This window comes from Chryseobacterium sp. AG844 (assembly GCF_003182335.1).
Taxonomy (GTDB): Bacteria; Bacteroidota; Bacteroidia; order Flavobacteriales; family Weeksellaceae; genus Chryseobacterium; species Chryseobacterium cupriresistens.
The window spans coordinates 154691-169694 of sequence record NZ_QGTV01000001.1; the positions used below are offsets into that span (position 1 = coordinate 154691).

The 15004-nt window shown below is 35.6% G+C and carries 19 protein-coding genes and 1 tRNA gene; 14 read left to right on the forward strand and 6 right to left on the reverse strand.

The genetic code is table 11. The features are described from left to right. Nucleotides 1-82: 82 nt before the first annotated feature. Nucleotides 83-1003, reverse strand: a complete 921-nt coding sequence (miaA, locus tag DEU40_RS00645; protein WP_110008064.1) for a tRNA (adenosine(37)-N6)-dimethylallyltransferase MiaA — start codon at nucleotides 1001-1003, stop codon at nucleotides 83-85. Nucleotides 1004-1294: 291 nt separating this feature from the next. Here miaA and DEU40_RS00650 point away from each other — a divergent pair, with 291 nt between their 5' ends. The 4 genes from DEU40_RS00650 to DEU40_RS22250 all read left to right on the forward strand — a co-directional run bounded on the left by DEU40_RS00650 (nucleotide 1295) and on the right by DEU40_RS22250 (nucleotide 4135). Then, complete coding sequence (locus DEU40_RS00650; RefSeq protein ID WP_082798853.1) at nucleotides 1295-2152, forward strand: YicC family protein; 858 nt, start codon at nucleotides 1295-1297, stop codon at nucleotides 2150-2152. A gap of 82 nt (nucleotides 2153-2234) precedes the next feature. After that, nucleotides 2235-2798 (forward strand): guanylate kinase, encoded by a 564-nt coding sequence (gene gmk / locus DEU40_RS00655; RefSeq protein ID WP_110008065.1) that lies wholly within the window; start codon nucleotides 2235-2237, stop codon nucleotides 2796-2798. A gap of 104 nt (nucleotides 2799-2902) precedes the next feature. Next, nucleotides 2903-3922: a quinolinate synthase NadA gene (nadA, locus tag DEU40_RS00660; RefSeq protein WP_002976710.1), complete on the forward strand. Its 1020-nt coding sequence runs from the start codon at nucleotides 2903-2905 to the stop codon at nucleotides 3920-3922. A gap of 51 nt (nucleotides 3923-3973) precedes the next feature. Beyond that, nucleotides 3974-4135, forward strand: a complete 162-nt coding sequence (locus DEU40_RS22250; RefSeq protein ID WP_157885796.1) for a bacteriocin-like protein — start codon at nucleotides 3974-3976, stop codon at nucleotides 4133-4135. A gap of 56 nt (nucleotides 4136-4191) precedes the next feature. Here DEU40_RS22250 and DEU40_RS00665 read toward each other — a convergent pair whose 3' ends face one another. From DEU40_RS00665 to DEU40_RS00675, 4 genes are read right to left on the reverse strand one after another with little or no spacing between them, the layout of a single operon-like run. Then, entirely contained in the window at nucleotides 4192-4401 is a 210-nt protein-coding gene (locus DEU40_RS00665; protein ID WP_110008066.1) for a bacteriocin-like protein, read from the reverse strand. Between the two features lie 24 nt (nucleotides 4402-4425). Further along, a complete protein-coding gene (locus DEU40_RS00670) occupies nucleotides 4426-4623 on the reverse strand; it encodes a hypothetical protein (protein ID WP_110008067.1) in 198 nt (65 codons plus the stop codon). Between the two features lie 39 nt (nucleotides 4624-4662). Continuing rightward, nucleotides 4663-4833: a bacteriocin-like protein gene (locus DEU40_RS22255; protein WP_157885797.1), complete on the reverse strand. Its 171-nt coding sequence runs from the start codon at nucleotides 4831-4833 to the stop codon at nucleotides 4663-4665. Nucleotides 4834-4879: 46 nt separating this feature from the next. Then, nucleotides 4880-5074, reverse strand: coding sequence for a bacteriocin-like protein (locus DEU40_RS00675; RefSeq protein WP_110008068.1), 195 nt, complete (start codon nucleotides 5072-5074; stop codon nucleotides 4880-4882). Nucleotides 5075-5409: 335 nt separating this feature from the next. Between DEU40_RS00675 and thrA the strand changes: the two genes are divergently transcribed. The 10 genes from thrA (at nucleotide 5410) to DEU40_RS22745 (ending at nucleotide 14394) form a co-directional block, all read left to right on the forward strand. Beyond that, the gene (gene thrA, locus DEU40_RS00685) at nucleotides 5410-7857 is read left to right on the forward strand and encodes a bifunctional aspartate kinase/homoserine dehydrogenase I (protein WP_110008070.1); all 2448 of its coding nucleotides are present in this window, start codon (nucleotides 5410-5412) and stop codon (nucleotides 7855-7857) included. Nucleotides 7858-7867: 10 nt separating this feature from the next. Then, a complete protein-coding gene (locus DEU40_RS00690; RefSeq protein ID WP_110008071.1) occupies nucleotides 7868-8794 on the forward strand; it encodes a homoserine kinase in 927 nt (308 codons plus the stop codon). Nucleotides 8795-8809: 15 nt separating this feature from the next. Beyond that, nucleotides 8810-10114 (forward strand): threonine synthase, encoded by a 1305-nt coding sequence (gene thrC / locus DEU40_RS00695; protein ID WP_110008072.1) that lies wholly within the window; start codon nucleotides 8810-8812, stop codon nucleotides 10112-10114. A 4-nt stretch (nucleotides 10115-10118) separates the two neighbouring features. Further along, nucleotides 10119-10487 carry a dihydroneopterin aldolase gene (folB, locus tag DEU40_RS00700; RefSeq protein WP_110008073.1) on the forward strand — a complete coding sequence of 123 codons (369 nt, stop codon included), beginning with the start codon at nucleotides 10119-10121 and terminating at the stop codon, nucleotides 10485-10487. A 34-nt stretch (nucleotides 10488-10521) separates the two neighbouring features. Beyond that, on the forward strand, nucleotides 10522-11886 hold the full coding sequence (locus DEU40_RS00705) for a DUF4403 family protein (protein ID WP_110008311.1): 1365 nt from the start codon (nucleotides 10522-10524) through the stop codon (nucleotides 11884-11886). 42 nt (nucleotides 11887-11928) lie between these two features. After that, the gene (locus DEU40_RS00710; RefSeq protein WP_110008074.1) at nucleotides 11929-12438 is read left to right on the forward strand and encodes an RDD family protein; all 510 of its coding nucleotides are present in this window, start codon (nucleotides 11929-11931) and stop codon (nucleotides 12436-12438) included. Between the two features lie 58 nt (nucleotides 12439-12496). Beyond that, a tRNA-Cys gene (locus DEU40_RS00715) sits at nucleotides 12497-12567 on the forward strand. An 88-nt stretch (nucleotides 12568-12655) separates the two neighbouring features. Then, nucleotides 12656-13099: a CPBP family intramembrane glutamic endopeptidase gene (locus DEU40_RS00720; RefSeq protein ID WP_110008075.1), complete on the forward strand. Its 444-nt coding sequence runs from the start codon at nucleotides 12656-12658 to the stop codon at nucleotides 13097-13099. A 547-nt stretch (nucleotides 13100-13646) separates the two neighbouring features. Further along, a complete protein-coding gene (locus DEU40_RS00725; protein ID WP_110008076.1) occupies nucleotides 13647-13874 on the forward strand; it encodes a glutathione synthase in 228 nt (75 codons plus the stop codon). Nucleotides 13875-14271: 397 nt separating this feature from the next. Next, nucleotides 14272-14394: a hypothetical protein gene (locus DEU40_RS22745; RefSeq protein WP_262510390.1), complete on the forward strand. Its 123-nt coding sequence runs from the start codon at nucleotides 14272-14274 to the stop codon at nucleotides 14392-14394. Nucleotides 14395-14527: 133 nt separating this feature from the next. Here DEU40_RS22745 and DEU40_RS00730 read toward each other — a convergent pair whose 3' ends face one another. Next, nucleotides 14528-14968 carry a hypothetical protein gene (locus tag DEU40_RS00730; protein WP_110008077.1) on the reverse strand — a complete coding sequence of 147 codons (441 nt, stop codon included), beginning with the start codon at nucleotides 14966-14968 and terminating at the stop codon, nucleotides 14528-14530. Nucleotides 14969-15004 lie beyond the last annotated feature (36 nt).

Sequence of the window (15004 nt, forward strand, 5' to 3'; positions counted from 1 at the left end):
ATGGAACAAAGTGGAATGAAGAATCTTTAAAAACAATCGATGAGATTCTTCCTTCGTCAGAATGACAAACTAAGTGCTTAATTTATTCCTGAAATTGCTCAGCAATCCATTTTAACAGAGCCTCAAAGTCTTCCTGAGAATATCCTAATTGCAAATAATGAATATCATCCGCTTTCCTGTACCAGGTCAGCTGGCGTTTCGCATACCTGCGGCTGTTCTTTTTAATTTCCGAAACCGCAAAATCAAGATCCCATTCTCCATCAAAATATTTGAACAGTTCAGCGTAACCTACAGTATTCAAAGCTGTCAACCCTTTGAATTTCTCAAGACTTTTCACCTCATCCAGCAGTCCATTCTCCATCATGATATCCACTCTGCGGTTAATTCTGTCATATAATTCTTCCCTTGGAGCTTCTATCCCGATTCTGATGACATTAAAATCTCTTCCATTTTGAGACACTGAAATATGTTCAGAATATTTTTTATCCGTCTGCCAGATAATATCAATAGCTCTCAACAGCCTGCGGTGATTGTGAATATCCACTACATTGAAATATTCAGGATCCAGTTCTTTTAAAATCTCCTGAAGTTTTTCTATTCCCTCCTGCTCCATCATATTTTGAAGCTTCTCCTGGTTTTCAGCATTGGCTTCCGGAAGATCGTGGAGACCTTCTATCACCGCTTTTTCATACATCATGCTTCCTCCAACAAGAATTACCGTGTCATGAGCAGCAAAAAGTTCATTAAGTTTTTGAAGCGCATCTTCTTCATACTGCCCGATAGAATAATACTCTTCCACTGAAAGATTTCCGATAAAATGATGAGGTGCCTGCGCCAGTTCTTCTTCCGAAGGAGCTGCCGTTCCTATTTTCATTTCTTTAAAAAACTGGCGGGAATCACAGGAAATAATCTCCGTATTGAAATGTTTCGCCAAATCAATTGCCAATCTCGTTTTTCCAATTCCGGTGGGTCCTACTACAGAAATTAAATTTTTCTTTTTCACAGCGCTAATTTACGAAAACGAGCTCATTTGAATTTTTATTTTTAAACACAAAAAAGCTACGGATTGTTTTGAACCATTAAGAATATTTAAGTTGTTAAGTTTAATTAAGAAAAAATCAAATAGATTTCTTTTAAGCACTATGCTAAAAGCGAAGCTCATCTTAATATTCTTAACATCTTCATTAAAATTTTAATGGTTATTTAAAATTGAATGATCAGATTGTATACGTTGGAATTTCATTGTATCACATTATACACTTAATTGTTTATCTTTGTAGAACAATAAAAAACTATGATTTTATCAATGACCGGATTCGGTAGAGCCGAAGATGTTTTTGAAGGAAAAAAAATTACTATTGATATTAAATCTCTGAACAGCAAGAGCTTTGATTTAAATATTAAAATTCCTTTACGTTATAAAGAAAAAGAATTTGAAATCAGAAAAATTCTTAACGATAGAATTATCCGTGGAAAAGTAGACTGCTACGTTAATATTGAGAATCTTGAAGAGTCCAACGATGTAAAAATCAATAAAAACTTAATTGACTCTTATATTAACGAACTTAAAAACATAGCTTCTGACGGTCCCAATTTCGAATACCTTAAAATGGCAGTAAGACTTCCTGATGCCATCACTTCAAGACCTGACGAATTAACGGAAGGTGAATGGGAAGCTCTGGCTAAGATTGTCAATAATGCCGTAGACAGATTCGAAGAATTCAGAAGAACTGAGGGTGGTATCTTACACGAAGAACTCAACAGAAATATTCAGAATATCGACAAATATCTTAGCGAAGTGATTCCTTTTGAAGAAGAAAGAATTGTAAGCGTGAAAGAACGTTATCAGAAATCTTTGAAAGAATTTGAAAATGTTGATGAAACACGTTTCTATCAGGAAATGGCCTATTTCACTGAAAAACTTGATATTTCTGAAGAAAAGGTAAGACTTGCCCAGCACCTGAAATATTATAAAGAAGTAATGGACAATGAGTCTTTCAACGGAAAAAAACTGGGATTTATTTCTCAGGAAATCGGAAGAGAAATCAATACACTGGGTTCTAAAGCCAATCACGCAGAAATCCAGAAACTGGTGGTGATGATGAAAGACGACCTTGAAAAAATTAAAGAACAAACGTTAAACGTATTGTAATGATAGATACGGGGTACGAGATGCGTGGTTGTTCTAAGAATAGATCACCAAACTCGAAACCCGTAACCCGAAACCCAAAAAAATGGATAAAGTAATTATATTTTCAGCACCATCAGGGAGCGGAAAAACTACATTGGTAAAGCATTCACTGGAGACATTTCCTGAACTGGCATTTTCAATCTCATGTACTACAAGACAGCCAAGAGGAAGTGAAGTACATGCCGTAGATTATCATTTTCTGACACCGGAGGAGTTCAGACAGAAAATTTCCGAAGATGCTTTTGTAGAATATGAAGAAGTTTATACTGACAAATATTACGGTACTTTAAAATCTGAAGTAGAAAAAATCTGGAATCAGGGAAAAGTTGTTATTTTTGATGTAGATGTAAAAGGAGGCATTTCATTAAAAAAATACTTCGGTGAAAAAGCGTTGTCTATTTTTATAGAACCGCCTTCCATTGAAGAATTGGAACGAAGATTGATCTCCAGAAACACAGATGATGCAGAAACCATAAAAACCCGTGTCGCAAAGGCAGAAGAAGAAATGACCTACGCCAGCGGGTTTGACAAGATCGTGATTAATGAAGATCTTGATGCAGCTAAAAAAGAAATAGAAAGTTTAATAAAAAGTTTTATCAGTAATTAATGGCTGGAAGATGGAAGAAGGAGGATGGGAGTAAAATACTACACTCAAAATCTAACTTCTAATTTCTAACCTCTAGCTTCTGATCATAAAAAATTGAGGTTGATATGAGTACCGAAACATTAGAAAAAGCTAAATCTGCAATTCCTGTCAGAGGATTTCTGGATATAAAAGATATTGCTATTCCTCAGGGTGAAGAATTGGTGAAGGCCATTCTCAAACTGAAAGAAGAAAAAAATGCGGTTATTCTTGCCCATTATTACCAGCCCGGAGAAATTCAGGACATCGCAGATTTCCTTGGAGATTCTTTACAGTTGGCAAGACAGGCTAAAGATACCAATGCTGACATGATTGTATTCTGTGGAGTACATTTCATGGCAGAAGCCGCTAAAATTCTGAATCCAACTAAAAAAGTAGTTCTTCCTGATACCATGGCCGGATGCTCTCTGGCAGATGGATGTTCAGGAGAAGGACTGAGAAAAATGCGAGAGCAGCACCCGAATGCTTTAATTGCTACTTACATCAACTGTAATGCTGAAACTAAAGCTGAAAGTGATATTATCGTTACAAGTTCAAACGCTGAAACAGTGATTGAAGCACTTCCGAAAGACAGACCGATCATTTTTGCACCTGACAAAAACCTGGGAAGATATCTTTCTAAGAAAACAGGCCGCGATATGATCCTTTGGGATGGAAGCTGTGTGGTACACGAAGCATTTTCAATGGAAAGAATTGCCCAGCAATTGGCAGACAACCCGGATGCAAAACTAATTGCACACCCTGAAAGCGAAGAAGCGGTATTGAAATTAGCTCATTTCATCGGCTCTACTTCTGCGCTTTTAAATTATGTAGAAAAAGATGACTGCCAGAAATTCATCATCGCTACTGAGGAAGGTATTCTTCATGAAATGAAAAAACGTGCACCTCACAAAGAACTGATTCCTGCATTGGTTTTCGACGAAAGCTGTAACTGTTCAGAATGTTTTTATATGAAGCGTAATACAATGGAAAAATTGTATCTATGTATGAAATATGAACTTCCGGAAATTCTTATCGACGAAGAATTAAGATTAAAAGCATTAAAGCCTATTGAAGCAATGCTTGATCTTTCCAAAAGCATAAAATAATTTTTTTATCACGAATATTTATTATATTTAAAACTTAAACTAATAATAAATATGAAAAATCTAAAAAAATTAGACAGAAGAAGTCTTAAAAATGTAAACGGAGGAAGTAACATATGTAACTTAAACTGCGAAATACATGAAACCTGCGGAGCAGGATGCAATGGAGAATTGATCTGCGTACCCAGAGGAATGTATATTCCGGATAACTGTTAAAAAAATAAAGCACTGTAAAAACAGTGCTTTTTTATTGTTCTGAAACAGGTCTTGTGCTAAGAAACACCTCCGTCTACGCATTCCATACTTACCAGAACACACATCTTACAATAATCAGGCAGTCCCTGATAAGCAGAACATGGATACTGATATTCAGGTCCATCTCCAAACGTAGCATTCTGAGGACACCCTGCACATCTGGACGGACCAGCTGCCCCATTTAATTTTTCAAGTTCTTTTCTGTTTAATTTCTTTAAATTTTTCATAGTTGTTTTAATTTTTAATACGTTTTAAGATTCTGAAATAAGACAACTTCCTGGAACTGATGGATCATAAGGGAAAAGATAAAGACAAACTTTACGTCCTTTAAGATCTGTACATACAGCACACCCTTTTGGTCCGCAATCGAGGTCAACTGCACAGCTGTCTCCTGTACCTCCGATAATAGATCTTAAGCTATCTCTGTTTAATTTTTTTGAATTTTTCATAGTACTTTATTTTTTAAATTGAGTTTAGTCTATTCAATACTACAGCATTGGTGCATAGCAGGTTCCTCCCGGCTTCAGCCAGCATCCCCAATTCCCGCCTCCGCGGAAACAAACAAACTGCTCGCCTCCACAGGCTTCAATCTGAATATCAGTGAAACCACCTTTGATGTTCTTCTTGTCTTCTCTTGATAATTTTTTAATTGTTTTCATATGGTAATAATTTTGGTATTCTGTAACAATAAATTGATCATTTGAATCAGTAAGGTCCGAAGCATTCAAAGCTTACCAGAACTCTTCCTTTACAGCATTCCGGTAAAGCATGATAATCGGCACATGACCTTGGCTCGCCTGGTCCGTATGGACCGGCAGGACAATTCTCAAAACAGTTATTCACATTTCCTCCACTGATTGACTTCAGATTCAGGCGGTTTAATTTCTTTAAATTTTTCATAGTTATTTCGTTATTAGTTAATATCATAAATGTAACATTTTTAATCAATTACACCAAAATATATCTCATAAAAAGGAAATATATTTTATTATGTTAAAAACTTGTCTGTTTCAAAATAATTTGTACATTTGTTCTGTTACAATGAATTTTTTAAGAAACATATCTGATATTTCTGCTCTGAAGTCACTTATTTCAGGCGTATCTTCTGTTTCTACATTTGGCACTACAACAATTACCCCATAACGGGGTAGATTTTCACATATTATTCCCGGTACCCGTACTCTTTTTTTCAAAGAGTAACCACTTCTTTTTATCCAACTTCAAAAAAATAATTGATGAAAGTTTTAAAATTCGGCGGAACATCAGTCGCCCATTCTCAGAATATCTTACTGATGGAAAAAATCGTAAAAAGAGAATCTTTAAAAAGTAAAGTTGTTGTTATTGTATCAGCTCTTCACGGAGTTACAGATCAACTGATCAAAGCAGCAGAACAGGCTTCTGTAAATGATGAAAATTACAGTCAGGCCATTCAGAACCTTGAAGAAAAACATATCAGTCTGGTGAAAGAACTTTTCCCAATCGCAGAACAAAGCTCATGGCTGAGTTTTGTAAAAAGACATTTCAACGATATCGAGGATCTCTGCAACGGAATTGCTGTTCTTGGGGAATTGACAGACAGAATTAAAGATAAAATTGCTTCTTACGGAGAATTCCTTTCCTCAAAAATTATAGCTGCAAGATTACAACATGAGGGATTGGACTGCGTCTGGATGAACTCTGCAGAACTGATCAGAACAGACAGTAATTTTACCCATGCAAAAGTAGATTTTAAATCCACCGATCATAATATTGCCCGTTTTCTGAATGAAAATCAGAACCACATTATCGTAGGACCAGGTTTTATAGCGAAGGACGAGAAAAATAACGCCACCACATTAGGGAGAGGCGGATCAGATTACACCGCATCTATTATTGCAGCGGCTATTGATGCAGAAGAACTCCAGATCTGGACCGATGTAAGCGGGATGATGACTGCTGATCCCCGTCTGGTCTCCAATGCTAAACCTATTTCAGAAATATCTTATCATGAAGCGATGGAACTGTCACATTTTGGGGCTAAAGTGCTCTACCCGCCTTCCATTCAGCCTGTCATGGTAAAAAATATAAACCTGCATATCAAAAATACTTTTGATCCCGATGCAGAGGGAACTCTGATTTCTCATCAACTACAATCTTCAGAAGATGAAAAACAGATTGCAGTAGGAATCTCCAATATGAACAGTATTGCCCTGCTTACACTGGAAGGCAGCGGAATGGTAGGAATACCCGGAATTTCAGCTAAATTATTTCAGTGTTTAAGCCATGAAAAGATCAATGTAATCCTTATAACACAAGGTTCTTCAGAGCATTCCATCACCATTGCAATTGAAGAAAAAGAAGCTTTACGTGCCGAGCATGCAATCAACTCTTCTTTTGCGGATGATATTAATCTGAAAAGAGTGTACGCGGTGAAAATTGAGACCGGACTTTCTATTGTAGCTCTGGTCGGAGAAAGTATGAAAAGCAGAAGCGGCGTAAGTGCCAAAATGTTCGGATGTCTGGGAAATAACGGAGTTAATATTAGAGCCATAGCACAAGGGTCTTCGGAAAGAAATATCAGTATTGTGATTTCAGAAAAAGACAGTAAAAAAGCGGTAAATGTGCTTCACGAAGATTTTTTCGAATCTGAAATAAAACAAATTCATCTTTACATCTGTGGAACAGGAAATGTAGGTTCAAAACTGATCCAGCAGATTTATGACCAAAATGATTATCTAAAAGAAAACTTTCTGATCAACCTGAGAATTGCAGGAATCTCCAACAGCCGGCATATGATGTTTTCAGATCAGGGAATATCACAGGAAAATTATCTTAACTGGAATCAGCAGGGTGAAAAAGCCTCTGCCAGGGAATTTGCTGATGAAATTATCTACAGAAACCTTAGGAATTCTGTTTTCGTTGATGTAACTGCAAGTCCTGAGGTTCCTGAAGTATATGAAAGCTTATTAAAAAGAAGTGTGGATATTGTTGCCTGTAATAAAATTGCAGCTTCTTCTGATTTTAGAAAGTATAAAACCTTAAAAAATACCGCCAGAAACCACAACTGCAGTTTTTATTTTGAAACCAATGTAGGGGCAGGGCTTCCGGTAATAGGAACTATCAACGACCTCATCAAAAGCGGAGACCAGATTCAATCCATTAAAGCTGTACTGAGTGGAACATTGAATTTTGTGTTTAATGAGTATGACGGAAACAGAACTTTTTCTGAAGTGGTAGCCCAGGCTCAGAAGGAAGGATACACAGAGCCGGATCCAAGGCTTGATCTTTCGGGAACAGATGTAGCAAGAAAAATTTTAATTCTGGCCAGAGAGGCAGGATATCCGCTTCAGTTTGAAGACATTGAAAATAGAGGTTTTCTGCCTGAAGAATGTATGGAAGGAAGCGTTGAAAACTTTTATGAGAAACTCACAGTATATGAAGACCATTTTAAAAACTTATTAAACAATGCTAAAAACGAAGGTAAAATATTAAAATACGTAGCAGAATTTGAAGACGGAAAAGCCAGAGTAGGTTTACAGCATATTGCTCCGGACAGCGATCTGTTTCATCTGTATGGCAAAGACAATATTGTCATTTTCAAAACGCTGAGATATTCCGAACAGCCTTTGGTGGTAAAAGGAGCCGGTGCCGGAGCTGATGTAACAGCAAGTGGAGTTTTTGCAGATATTATCCGTTCTATTTAAAAATACAAATATGAAAAAAGTAAAATTAAAAGTACCCGCCACTGTAGCCAACCTGGTTTGCGGATTTGATATTTTAGGAATGGCAGTTCATGATCCTTATGATGAAATGGAATTCAGATTATTGGAAACTCCTGATATTATTATACATCATACAGACTCTTTCGGGCTGCCTGAAGAACCGTCCAAAAATGTTGCAGGCATCGTCTTGTTGAAAATTCAGGAACATTTTAATCTGAAAAATGGTTTTGAAGTCATTATTCATAAACATATAAAGCCTGGAAGCGGGCTCGGCTCCAGTGCGGCAAGTGCCGCCGGAGCCGCCTTCGGAGCCAATGTCTTATTAGGAAACAAATTGTCAAAGGAAGAAATGGTTCATTTTGCCATGTTTGGAGAAGAACTGGCTTCGGGAGTACGCCATGCAGACAATATCGCGCCATGCATCTATGGTGGAATTACGCTGGTAAAATCTACCAACCCGATTGATATTATTCCGCTGAACAGCCCTGATTTGTTTGTAACAGCAGTACATCCGCAGGTAGAAGTTAAAACTTCGGATGCCAGACAGATTTTAAAGAAAAATATCAGTTTGAAAAGCGCTGTGGAGCAATGGGGAAATATTGCAGGGCTGATAGCTGGAATTGAGAAAAATGATTTCCCGTTAATTGGAAGAAGTCTTAACGACGTCATCATAGAACCTGTCCGCAGTATCCTGATTCCGAAGTTTGACGAAATCAAAGAAAAAAGCTTACAGATAGGATCTTTGGGAGGAGGAATTTCCGGATCAGGACCTTCCATTTTCATGCTGTCAGAACAAAAAGAAACGGCAGAAAAAATTGCTCAGATGATGGAGTCAGTGTATAATGAAATTGAAATAGAAAGTTTTGTCTATGTTTCAAAAATAAATCCGGCAGGAATTCAGATTGTTGAAGAAAATTAACCTTAAAAAACAGAAATGAAATATTATAATTTAAAAGACCATCTTGAAAAAATTGATTTCAGAGAAGCAACAATAAAAGGTCAGGGAAAAGAAAAAGGATTATTTTTTCCGGAAAACATTCCGCAATTTGATCAGGAATTTATTCAAAATCTTCATCAGTATTCCAATGAAGAAATTGCGTACCAGTGTATGAAAGATTTTATGGGTGATGAAATTCCTTCTGAAATCTTAAAGGAAATTGTTACTGAAACAGTCAGTTTTGATATCCCTTTGGTTAAGATCAATGAACAAATCTCTATATTGGAATTATTTCATGGTCCCACCCTAGCTTTTAAAGATATCGGAGCCAGATTCATGAGCCGCTGCCTTTCCTATTTTTTGAAAGACCGGAATAAAAAAGTTACTGTTCTGGTGGCAACTTCTGGAGATACGGGAGGAGCTGTTGCCCATGGATTTTATAAAATTCCGCAAATCAATGTAGTTATTCTGTATCCTAAAAACAGAGTCAGTCCAGTGCAGGAAAAACAATTGACAGCATTAGGCGAAAATATTTCAGCGCTGGAAGTCAACGGAAGTTTTGATGACTGTCAGAATCTTGTCAAACAGGCTTTTGCAGATGAAGAAATCAACAGTCAGTTATTTTTGACCTCTGCTAATTCTATCAATGTTGCAAGATGGCTTCCTCAGCAGATTTATTATTTAATAGCTTTAAAACAATGGATACAGGAGCATAAGGAACAACCTGTAATCTGTGTACCCAGCGGAAATTTCGGAAATATCTGTGCCGGGCTTCTGGCTCATGTCAGAGGTTTGCCTGTCAGCCATTTTATTGCCGCCTGTAATGCCAACCAGGTAGTTCCTGATTATTTTAAAACTCAGAATTACCAGCCACAAAAAGCCATTACCACTCTATCCAATGCTATGGATGTGGGAAATCCAAGTAATTTTGTACGAATTCTGGAGCTTTTTGGGAATCAGTTTGAATTGGTAAAAAATAAAATTTCAGCTTATTCCATTGATGATGAGCAGACTATGAATACTATCTCTCAGATTTATGAGAAATACGGATATGTTCTGGAGCCTCACAGCGCTGTTGCATTGGCCGCAATGGAACAATATCTGCATGAAAACCCTGAACAGAAAGGATTTATTCTGGGGACTGCACATCCTGTAAAATTCCCTGATGCAGTGGAAAAAGCCATTCATACGCAGATTGAAATTCCTGAACCTTTGAAAGAACTTATGGAAAAGGATAAAAAAACTGTAGAAATAAATTCAGATTTTGAAGAATTAAGACGATTTTTGCTTCATAAAATCTGAAGCAATGAGCAAAATATATCTTGAAGACGTTAGAATATATGCCTACCATGGTGTACTTCCCGAAGAAAATATCATCGGTACCTATTATATTCTGAACGTAGAACTTCATACCGATCTGTGGAAAGCCGCAGAATCTGATGATTTGCATGACACAATAAGCTATGCAGACATCAATGATATTCTTCATGGCGAGATGAAAATAAAATCCAGATTACTGGAACATGTTGCCGGGAGAATGATTACAAAAATTCACAACAGCTTTCCACAGATTGATTATATTAAATTAAAAATCACCAAAACAGCTCCTCCAATGCAGGGAGAAATGAAAGGCGCCAGCATTGAGCTTGAAAAAAGCTTTAAGCCGGAAAATTAAAATTCATATTTTCGTTGATAAAAAAACATTCAAATTGAAATTCGTTACAATATTATTTTTAGCAGCAGGAATCAGCGTTTTTAGCCAGACCACCGTTGATAATCAGCTGGCAGCCTATAACTTTCCGAAGATAAAATCCAGTATTACAATGCCTGTGACCATTCCTCTTTCGGAACTTAGCAATATGATCAATGCTTCTGTGAAAGATCTCGTTTATCAGGATGATTCTTATACAGACAATAACAATGACCAGTTCAAGGTAAAAGTTTGGAAAACAAGACCTATCCGCCTTGTAGGTGGAACCAGTCAGAACCTGCTGATTGAAGTTCCTTTAAAAATATGGGCAGAAAAAGGAATTGGTACATTGGGAGTTTATACCTATCAGAATACAACCTTCGAAACGGTAATGTCTTTCAATACCACCGTTACTTTTAAAAATAACTGGACCATTACGACGAATACCCGTCCGAACGGTTTCAGATGGGTTACAAAACCCGTTCTGGACTACGGAAGAATCCAGATTCCTATTACTTCCATTGTTGAAAAAAGCCTAAAAGAACAACAGGAAAAATTCTGTAAGACAATTGATCAGCAAATGGCTGCACAGTTGAATTTCCAACAATATGCCTTAATGGCCTGGAATACTTTTCTGCAGCCCTTCAATATTTCTGAGGAATATAATACCTGGCTGAAAGTAAGTCCGGTGGGAGTTAATATCACTCCTTTGAAGTTCTATGGAAATCAGATCAACGCTACTCTTGGTGTTGATATCTTTTCGGAAACTTTCACAGGAAATAAACCTGCAGCTTCTTCACCGGTGACCAGCGTTGCCAATTTTAATACAACGCCGTCAGTTGCAGATCGATTTATTTTGCAGACCACTGCTAATATTCCTTTTACTGAGGCAAGTAGTATGGCAAGAAAAACTTTCCTGAATAAGGAGTTTGATGTGCGTGATTCTAAAGTAAAAGTAACCGACATCAGGGTATACGGTGTTGATGACAGAGTAGTTATTGAAGCGCAGACTGATGGCTATATAAAAGGGACTTCCATTATTTCAGGAATCCCGGTATATGACGAAACGAAAAGGAAAATTGTTTTGTCACAAACAAAATTCAAGCTGAAAACAACCAATATTCTGCAGAAAACGGCTTCCCTTCTGTTTCAGGGAAAAATTGTAAAAATGATTGAGGAAGAATATGGTATCCCCACGCAGGAGCTGGAAGAAATTTCAAGGAAAAGTATTGAAGAAGCTTTTAATAAAGAGTATTATAAAGGATTAAAAATGAACGGAAGAGTTTTCAATCTTAAGCCCAGTAAAATTCTACTTAGCAGTACAGGAATTACCGCCGTTATTGATACAAATGCTTCGTTAAAATTGATTGTGAACGGATTCTAAAATTTTAAACTCAAAAACTAAACCAAAAACTAATAACCGACCATGAGAAAATATTTAGTAGTTGTAGATCGAAACAAAGCTGAAAAGCTGACCAGATTTGCTAATTTTTTTATTGACAGACTTGTCATCTCAGTTTTTTTTCTTGCTTTGGGCTTTACTGCTTCTTTACTGTACAACCTAGCCAATATTGACTTTCTGATCAAGATTGTTTATAAGATGTCAGAAATCAATAGGTTTCTTGATATACTGATAACCTCTCTTATCTACTTTATGTACACTTTTCTGATAGAATATTTTACCAAAGGAAGATCGATCGGCAAGTATATTACCGGAACAAAAGTCATTTGTATTGATGGAACAGAACCTACTTTCAATGATTATTTGGTTCGCAATATTTCGAGAATTGTTCCTTTTGATACATTTTCCTTCTTAGGTGAAAATGGCTGGCATGATAAATGGAGTGAAACAAGAGTAATAAACATCAAAAATTATCAGGCTGAAATTCAAGCAAAAAGCGAAATTGAGAATCTTGGAAAGAAAGAAATTGCTTAAAAACTTTTGTTCATAAAGAAATTTTACTATATTTGCACACCTCAAAAATGGTAAAAATGGTACTTTGGCCGAGCGGCTAGGCAGTGGTCTGCAACACCATCTACAGCGGTTCGAATCCGCTAGGTACCTCAGAAAAAACCTCTAAGTTATTTAGAGGTTTTTTTGTTTTTATATTTTTACGATTTTTAAATATTCCATTTTTTTCAACAATATTATTATGAAAAAGCTGATCACCTTCTTTCTGATTTCTTTTGTCTTAGCAGTTTTAAACGGATATTTTTTTAATTATATTAATGACACCTACTTACATTTTGATGTCAATTATAATAAGTCTCAAAATATCTCAAAAAATGAATTAAACTTTATTGCCCTATTCGTTGCTCCTTTTATTGAAACTTTTATATTTCAGTATCTCCCTTACCTGATTTTAAGCAAATGGATAAAGCTCAATAATAACGCATTTTGCATCATCATTATGAGTATTATTTTTGCATCAATGCATTATTATAACTGGCTCTATATTGTGATGACATTTTTTGGAGGCATTATTTTAAATAACCTTTATATTTATTACCACAAGCAGATTCCTCACTACAGTTTTATTCTAACAGTACTCTTCCACATGTTGTTCAATCTTTATGGTTTTTTGTTTATCATGTAACTTTCCTTTGTTAAAAAAACAAGCTCTTCCCGATCAAAGAAGAGCTTGGTAAATAATGCAAAAAGTAATGATGGATAAAAAATTATCTTTTTCAAAGATAAAGGGATACATCAACCTGAGTTTATGAGCAGCGTCATATCAGATCAAAAAAAAATCCCCGGAAATTCCGAGGATAAAAACTAATAACCATGAAAACTCAAATTAAACATGAGTTACATTTCTATATTGAAAAATCGTGCCAAGAATAACAATTTTGAGAAAAAAAGTTAATTTCTTACTGCAGCACCATTTTAATCAATTCAGTATTTTAAACCGATTTTACTGATACTTTAAAAATCACTTCATAATTACTTCTAATAATTTCAGATAAATATAACGGTCTGGCAAAAGTATTAAAAAAAAAGTAATTTACATTTTAATAAAATAAAATTTACATTTATGACATAAAAAAAAATTAAAATAACTTACCCGGCTATAAAAATATTTTTTGTCACAAATTGGCATACTTTATTCTTTATTTAAACCAACCCAGTAAAATTTAAATGTCATGTCACAAAAAAACTTTAATAAAGAAGATTTCACAAAAATCAAAGATGGGGAATATCAGTTGGAGTATACAATAAGTGAAATAGTTAAAGGGGCAGATCTTATCGTGGAAAGAATGACAGAAAATGGAAACTATGAAATGATTCAGCCTCAGTTACGAAAATCAAATGACAAAATATCAATCATTTGGGACAGTCCGTTCGACGGTAGAATTCTATTTGATGTATAAGGGCAATTCAGAAATGTTCATCATATAGAAAAAGCCCCCAGAAATGGAGGCCTCAAAAAACACAAATGATGAAAAAAAATTTTATATCAGAGATAAAAATTATTTTATCTATTAATTCTTAGTCAAAGATATACCACTCTTTTTTTTTATTTTATGATTATACTCATAAAATTTTTAATTCTTTTAAGTAGGGATTTTTCCGAGCCTTTCAAATATTTCTCAAAAAGAGACAATAATTAAAATCTGTAATACTCTGTTTTCTTATAACTGGGAGAACAGCATTTCTTTAGATGAAAACGCATCATAAAAATATCATGTTTTGCACAATTATCATATTCGCTAAGTCATATAAAGCATAAAAAGAAACGGCCTCCGCAAGGAGGCCTAAAAAACACAAATGATGAAAAAAATCTATTTAGAAAAATCCAAACAGAATATTGTGGAATCATTCAAAAATGGTCATTATATTGTTACATTTTCTAAGCAGAAAACACTATACAATACCGGAACAGAAGAATGAATACTTTCTATAAGAATCAAACTGCATCTGAAGATCAATTAAACACCAAAACAGGGTGAAATTATTTAGTAAACTAAAAGATCTTCATCTGTGGAACGGGTAAATTTAGTTAAATATTTATTTGCTCACAAGACTATTCCTCCCAAATGATTGGAATATACACTGTAACATATCCATCAGCATCTACATGGGCATCAGAAACCGTTGCAACGACAGTTCCATAACCTACCCAGCCTCCCTGGCCCTGCGTAGCAGAAAAATTATAGGTTCCTGCAGGAAGGCCATCATAATATTGTGGAACAGATTGAAATCCGCCACCGTAATAGGTATCATACACTTCTCCTGTAGCTATATTCTCAGCAAGAAAACTTCCTACATCATAATTTCCAGAAAGAATTTTGGTTCCGTTTTTTGAGAGAAGACCGTACCGGATCTTATAGGTCTGAGTTTTTGGCGTTTCACCGGTTATTCCTGAACTACCTTTATAGGGCTGGGCTATTTCTCTGGAGGAAAACGATGTGGCAACAGTAAGCAATGTAATCACTGCTGATACTGTAAAGATTGATTTTTTCATATTAAAACGAATTTGGTATTCAAAAATACTCAACTT

Excerpts from the sequence above, each read along its gene's own strand:
- DEU40_RS00650 (WP_082798853.1), top strand. The coding sequence starts at position 1,295 with ATGATTTTATCAATGACCGGATTCGGTAGAGCCGAAGATGTTTTTGAA.
- gmk (WP_110008065.1), top strand. The coding sequence starts at position 2,235 with ATGGATAAAGTAATTATATTTTCAGCACCATCAGGGAGCGGAAAAACT.
- nadA (WP_002976710.1), top strand. The coding sequence starts at position 2,903 with ATGAGTACCGAAACATTAGAAAAAGCTAAATCTGCAATTCCTGTCAGA.
- DEU40_RS22250 (WP_157885796.1), top strand. The coding sequence starts at position 3,974 with ATGAAAAATCTAAAAAAATTAGACAGAAGAAGTCTTAAAAATGTAAAC.
- DEU40_RS00665 (WP_110008066.1), bottom strand. The coding sequence starts at position 4,401 with ATGAAAAATTTAAAGAAATTAAACAGAAAAGAACTTGAAAAATTAAAT.
- DEU40_RS00670 (WP_110008067.1), bottom strand. The coding sequence starts at position 4,623 with ATGAAAAATTCAAAAAAATTAAACAGAGATAGCTTAAGATCTATTATC.
- DEU40_RS22255 (WP_157885797.1), bottom strand. The coding sequence starts at position 4,833 with ATGAAAACAATTAAAAAATTATCAAGAGAAGACAAGAAGAACATCAAA.
- DEU40_RS00675 (WP_110008068.1), bottom strand. The coding sequence starts at position 5,074 with ATGAAAAATTTAAAGAAATTAAACCGCCTGAATCTGAAGTCAATCAGT.
- thrA (WP_110008070.1), top strand. The coding sequence starts at position 5,410 with ATGAAAGTTTTAAAATTCGGCGGAACATCAGTCGCCCATTCTCAGAAT.
- DEU40_RS00690 (WP_110008071.1), top strand. The coding sequence starts at position 7,868 with ATGAAAAAAGTAAAATTAAAAGTACCCGCCACTGTAGCCAACCTGGTT.
- thrC (WP_110008072.1), top strand. The coding sequence starts at position 8,810 with ATGAAATATTATAATTTAAAAGACCATCTTGAAAAAATTGATTTCAGA.
- folB (WP_110008073.1), top strand. The coding sequence starts at position 10,119 with ATGAGCAAAATATATCTTGAAGACGTTAGAATATATGCCTACCATGGT.
- DEU40_RS00710 (WP_110008074.1), top strand. The coding sequence starts at position 11,929 with ATGAGAAAATATTTAGTAGTTGTAGATCGAAACAAAGCTGAAAAGCTG.
- DEU40_RS00720 (WP_110008075.1), top strand. The coding sequence starts at position 12,656 with ATGAAAAAGCTGATCACCTTCTTTCTGATTTCTTTTGTCTTAGCAGTT.
- DEU40_RS00725 (WP_110008076.1), top strand. The coding sequence starts at position 13,647 with ATGTCACAAAAAAACTTTAATAAAGAAGATTTCACAAAAATCAAAGAT.
- DEU40_RS22745 (WP_262510390.1), top strand. The coding sequence starts at position 14,272 with ATGATGAAAAAAATCTATTTAGAAAAATCCAAACAGAATATTGTGGAA.
- DEU40_RS00730 (WP_110008077.1), bottom strand. The coding sequence starts at position 14,968 with ATGAAAAAATCAATCTTTACAGTATCAGCAGTGATTACATTGCTTACT.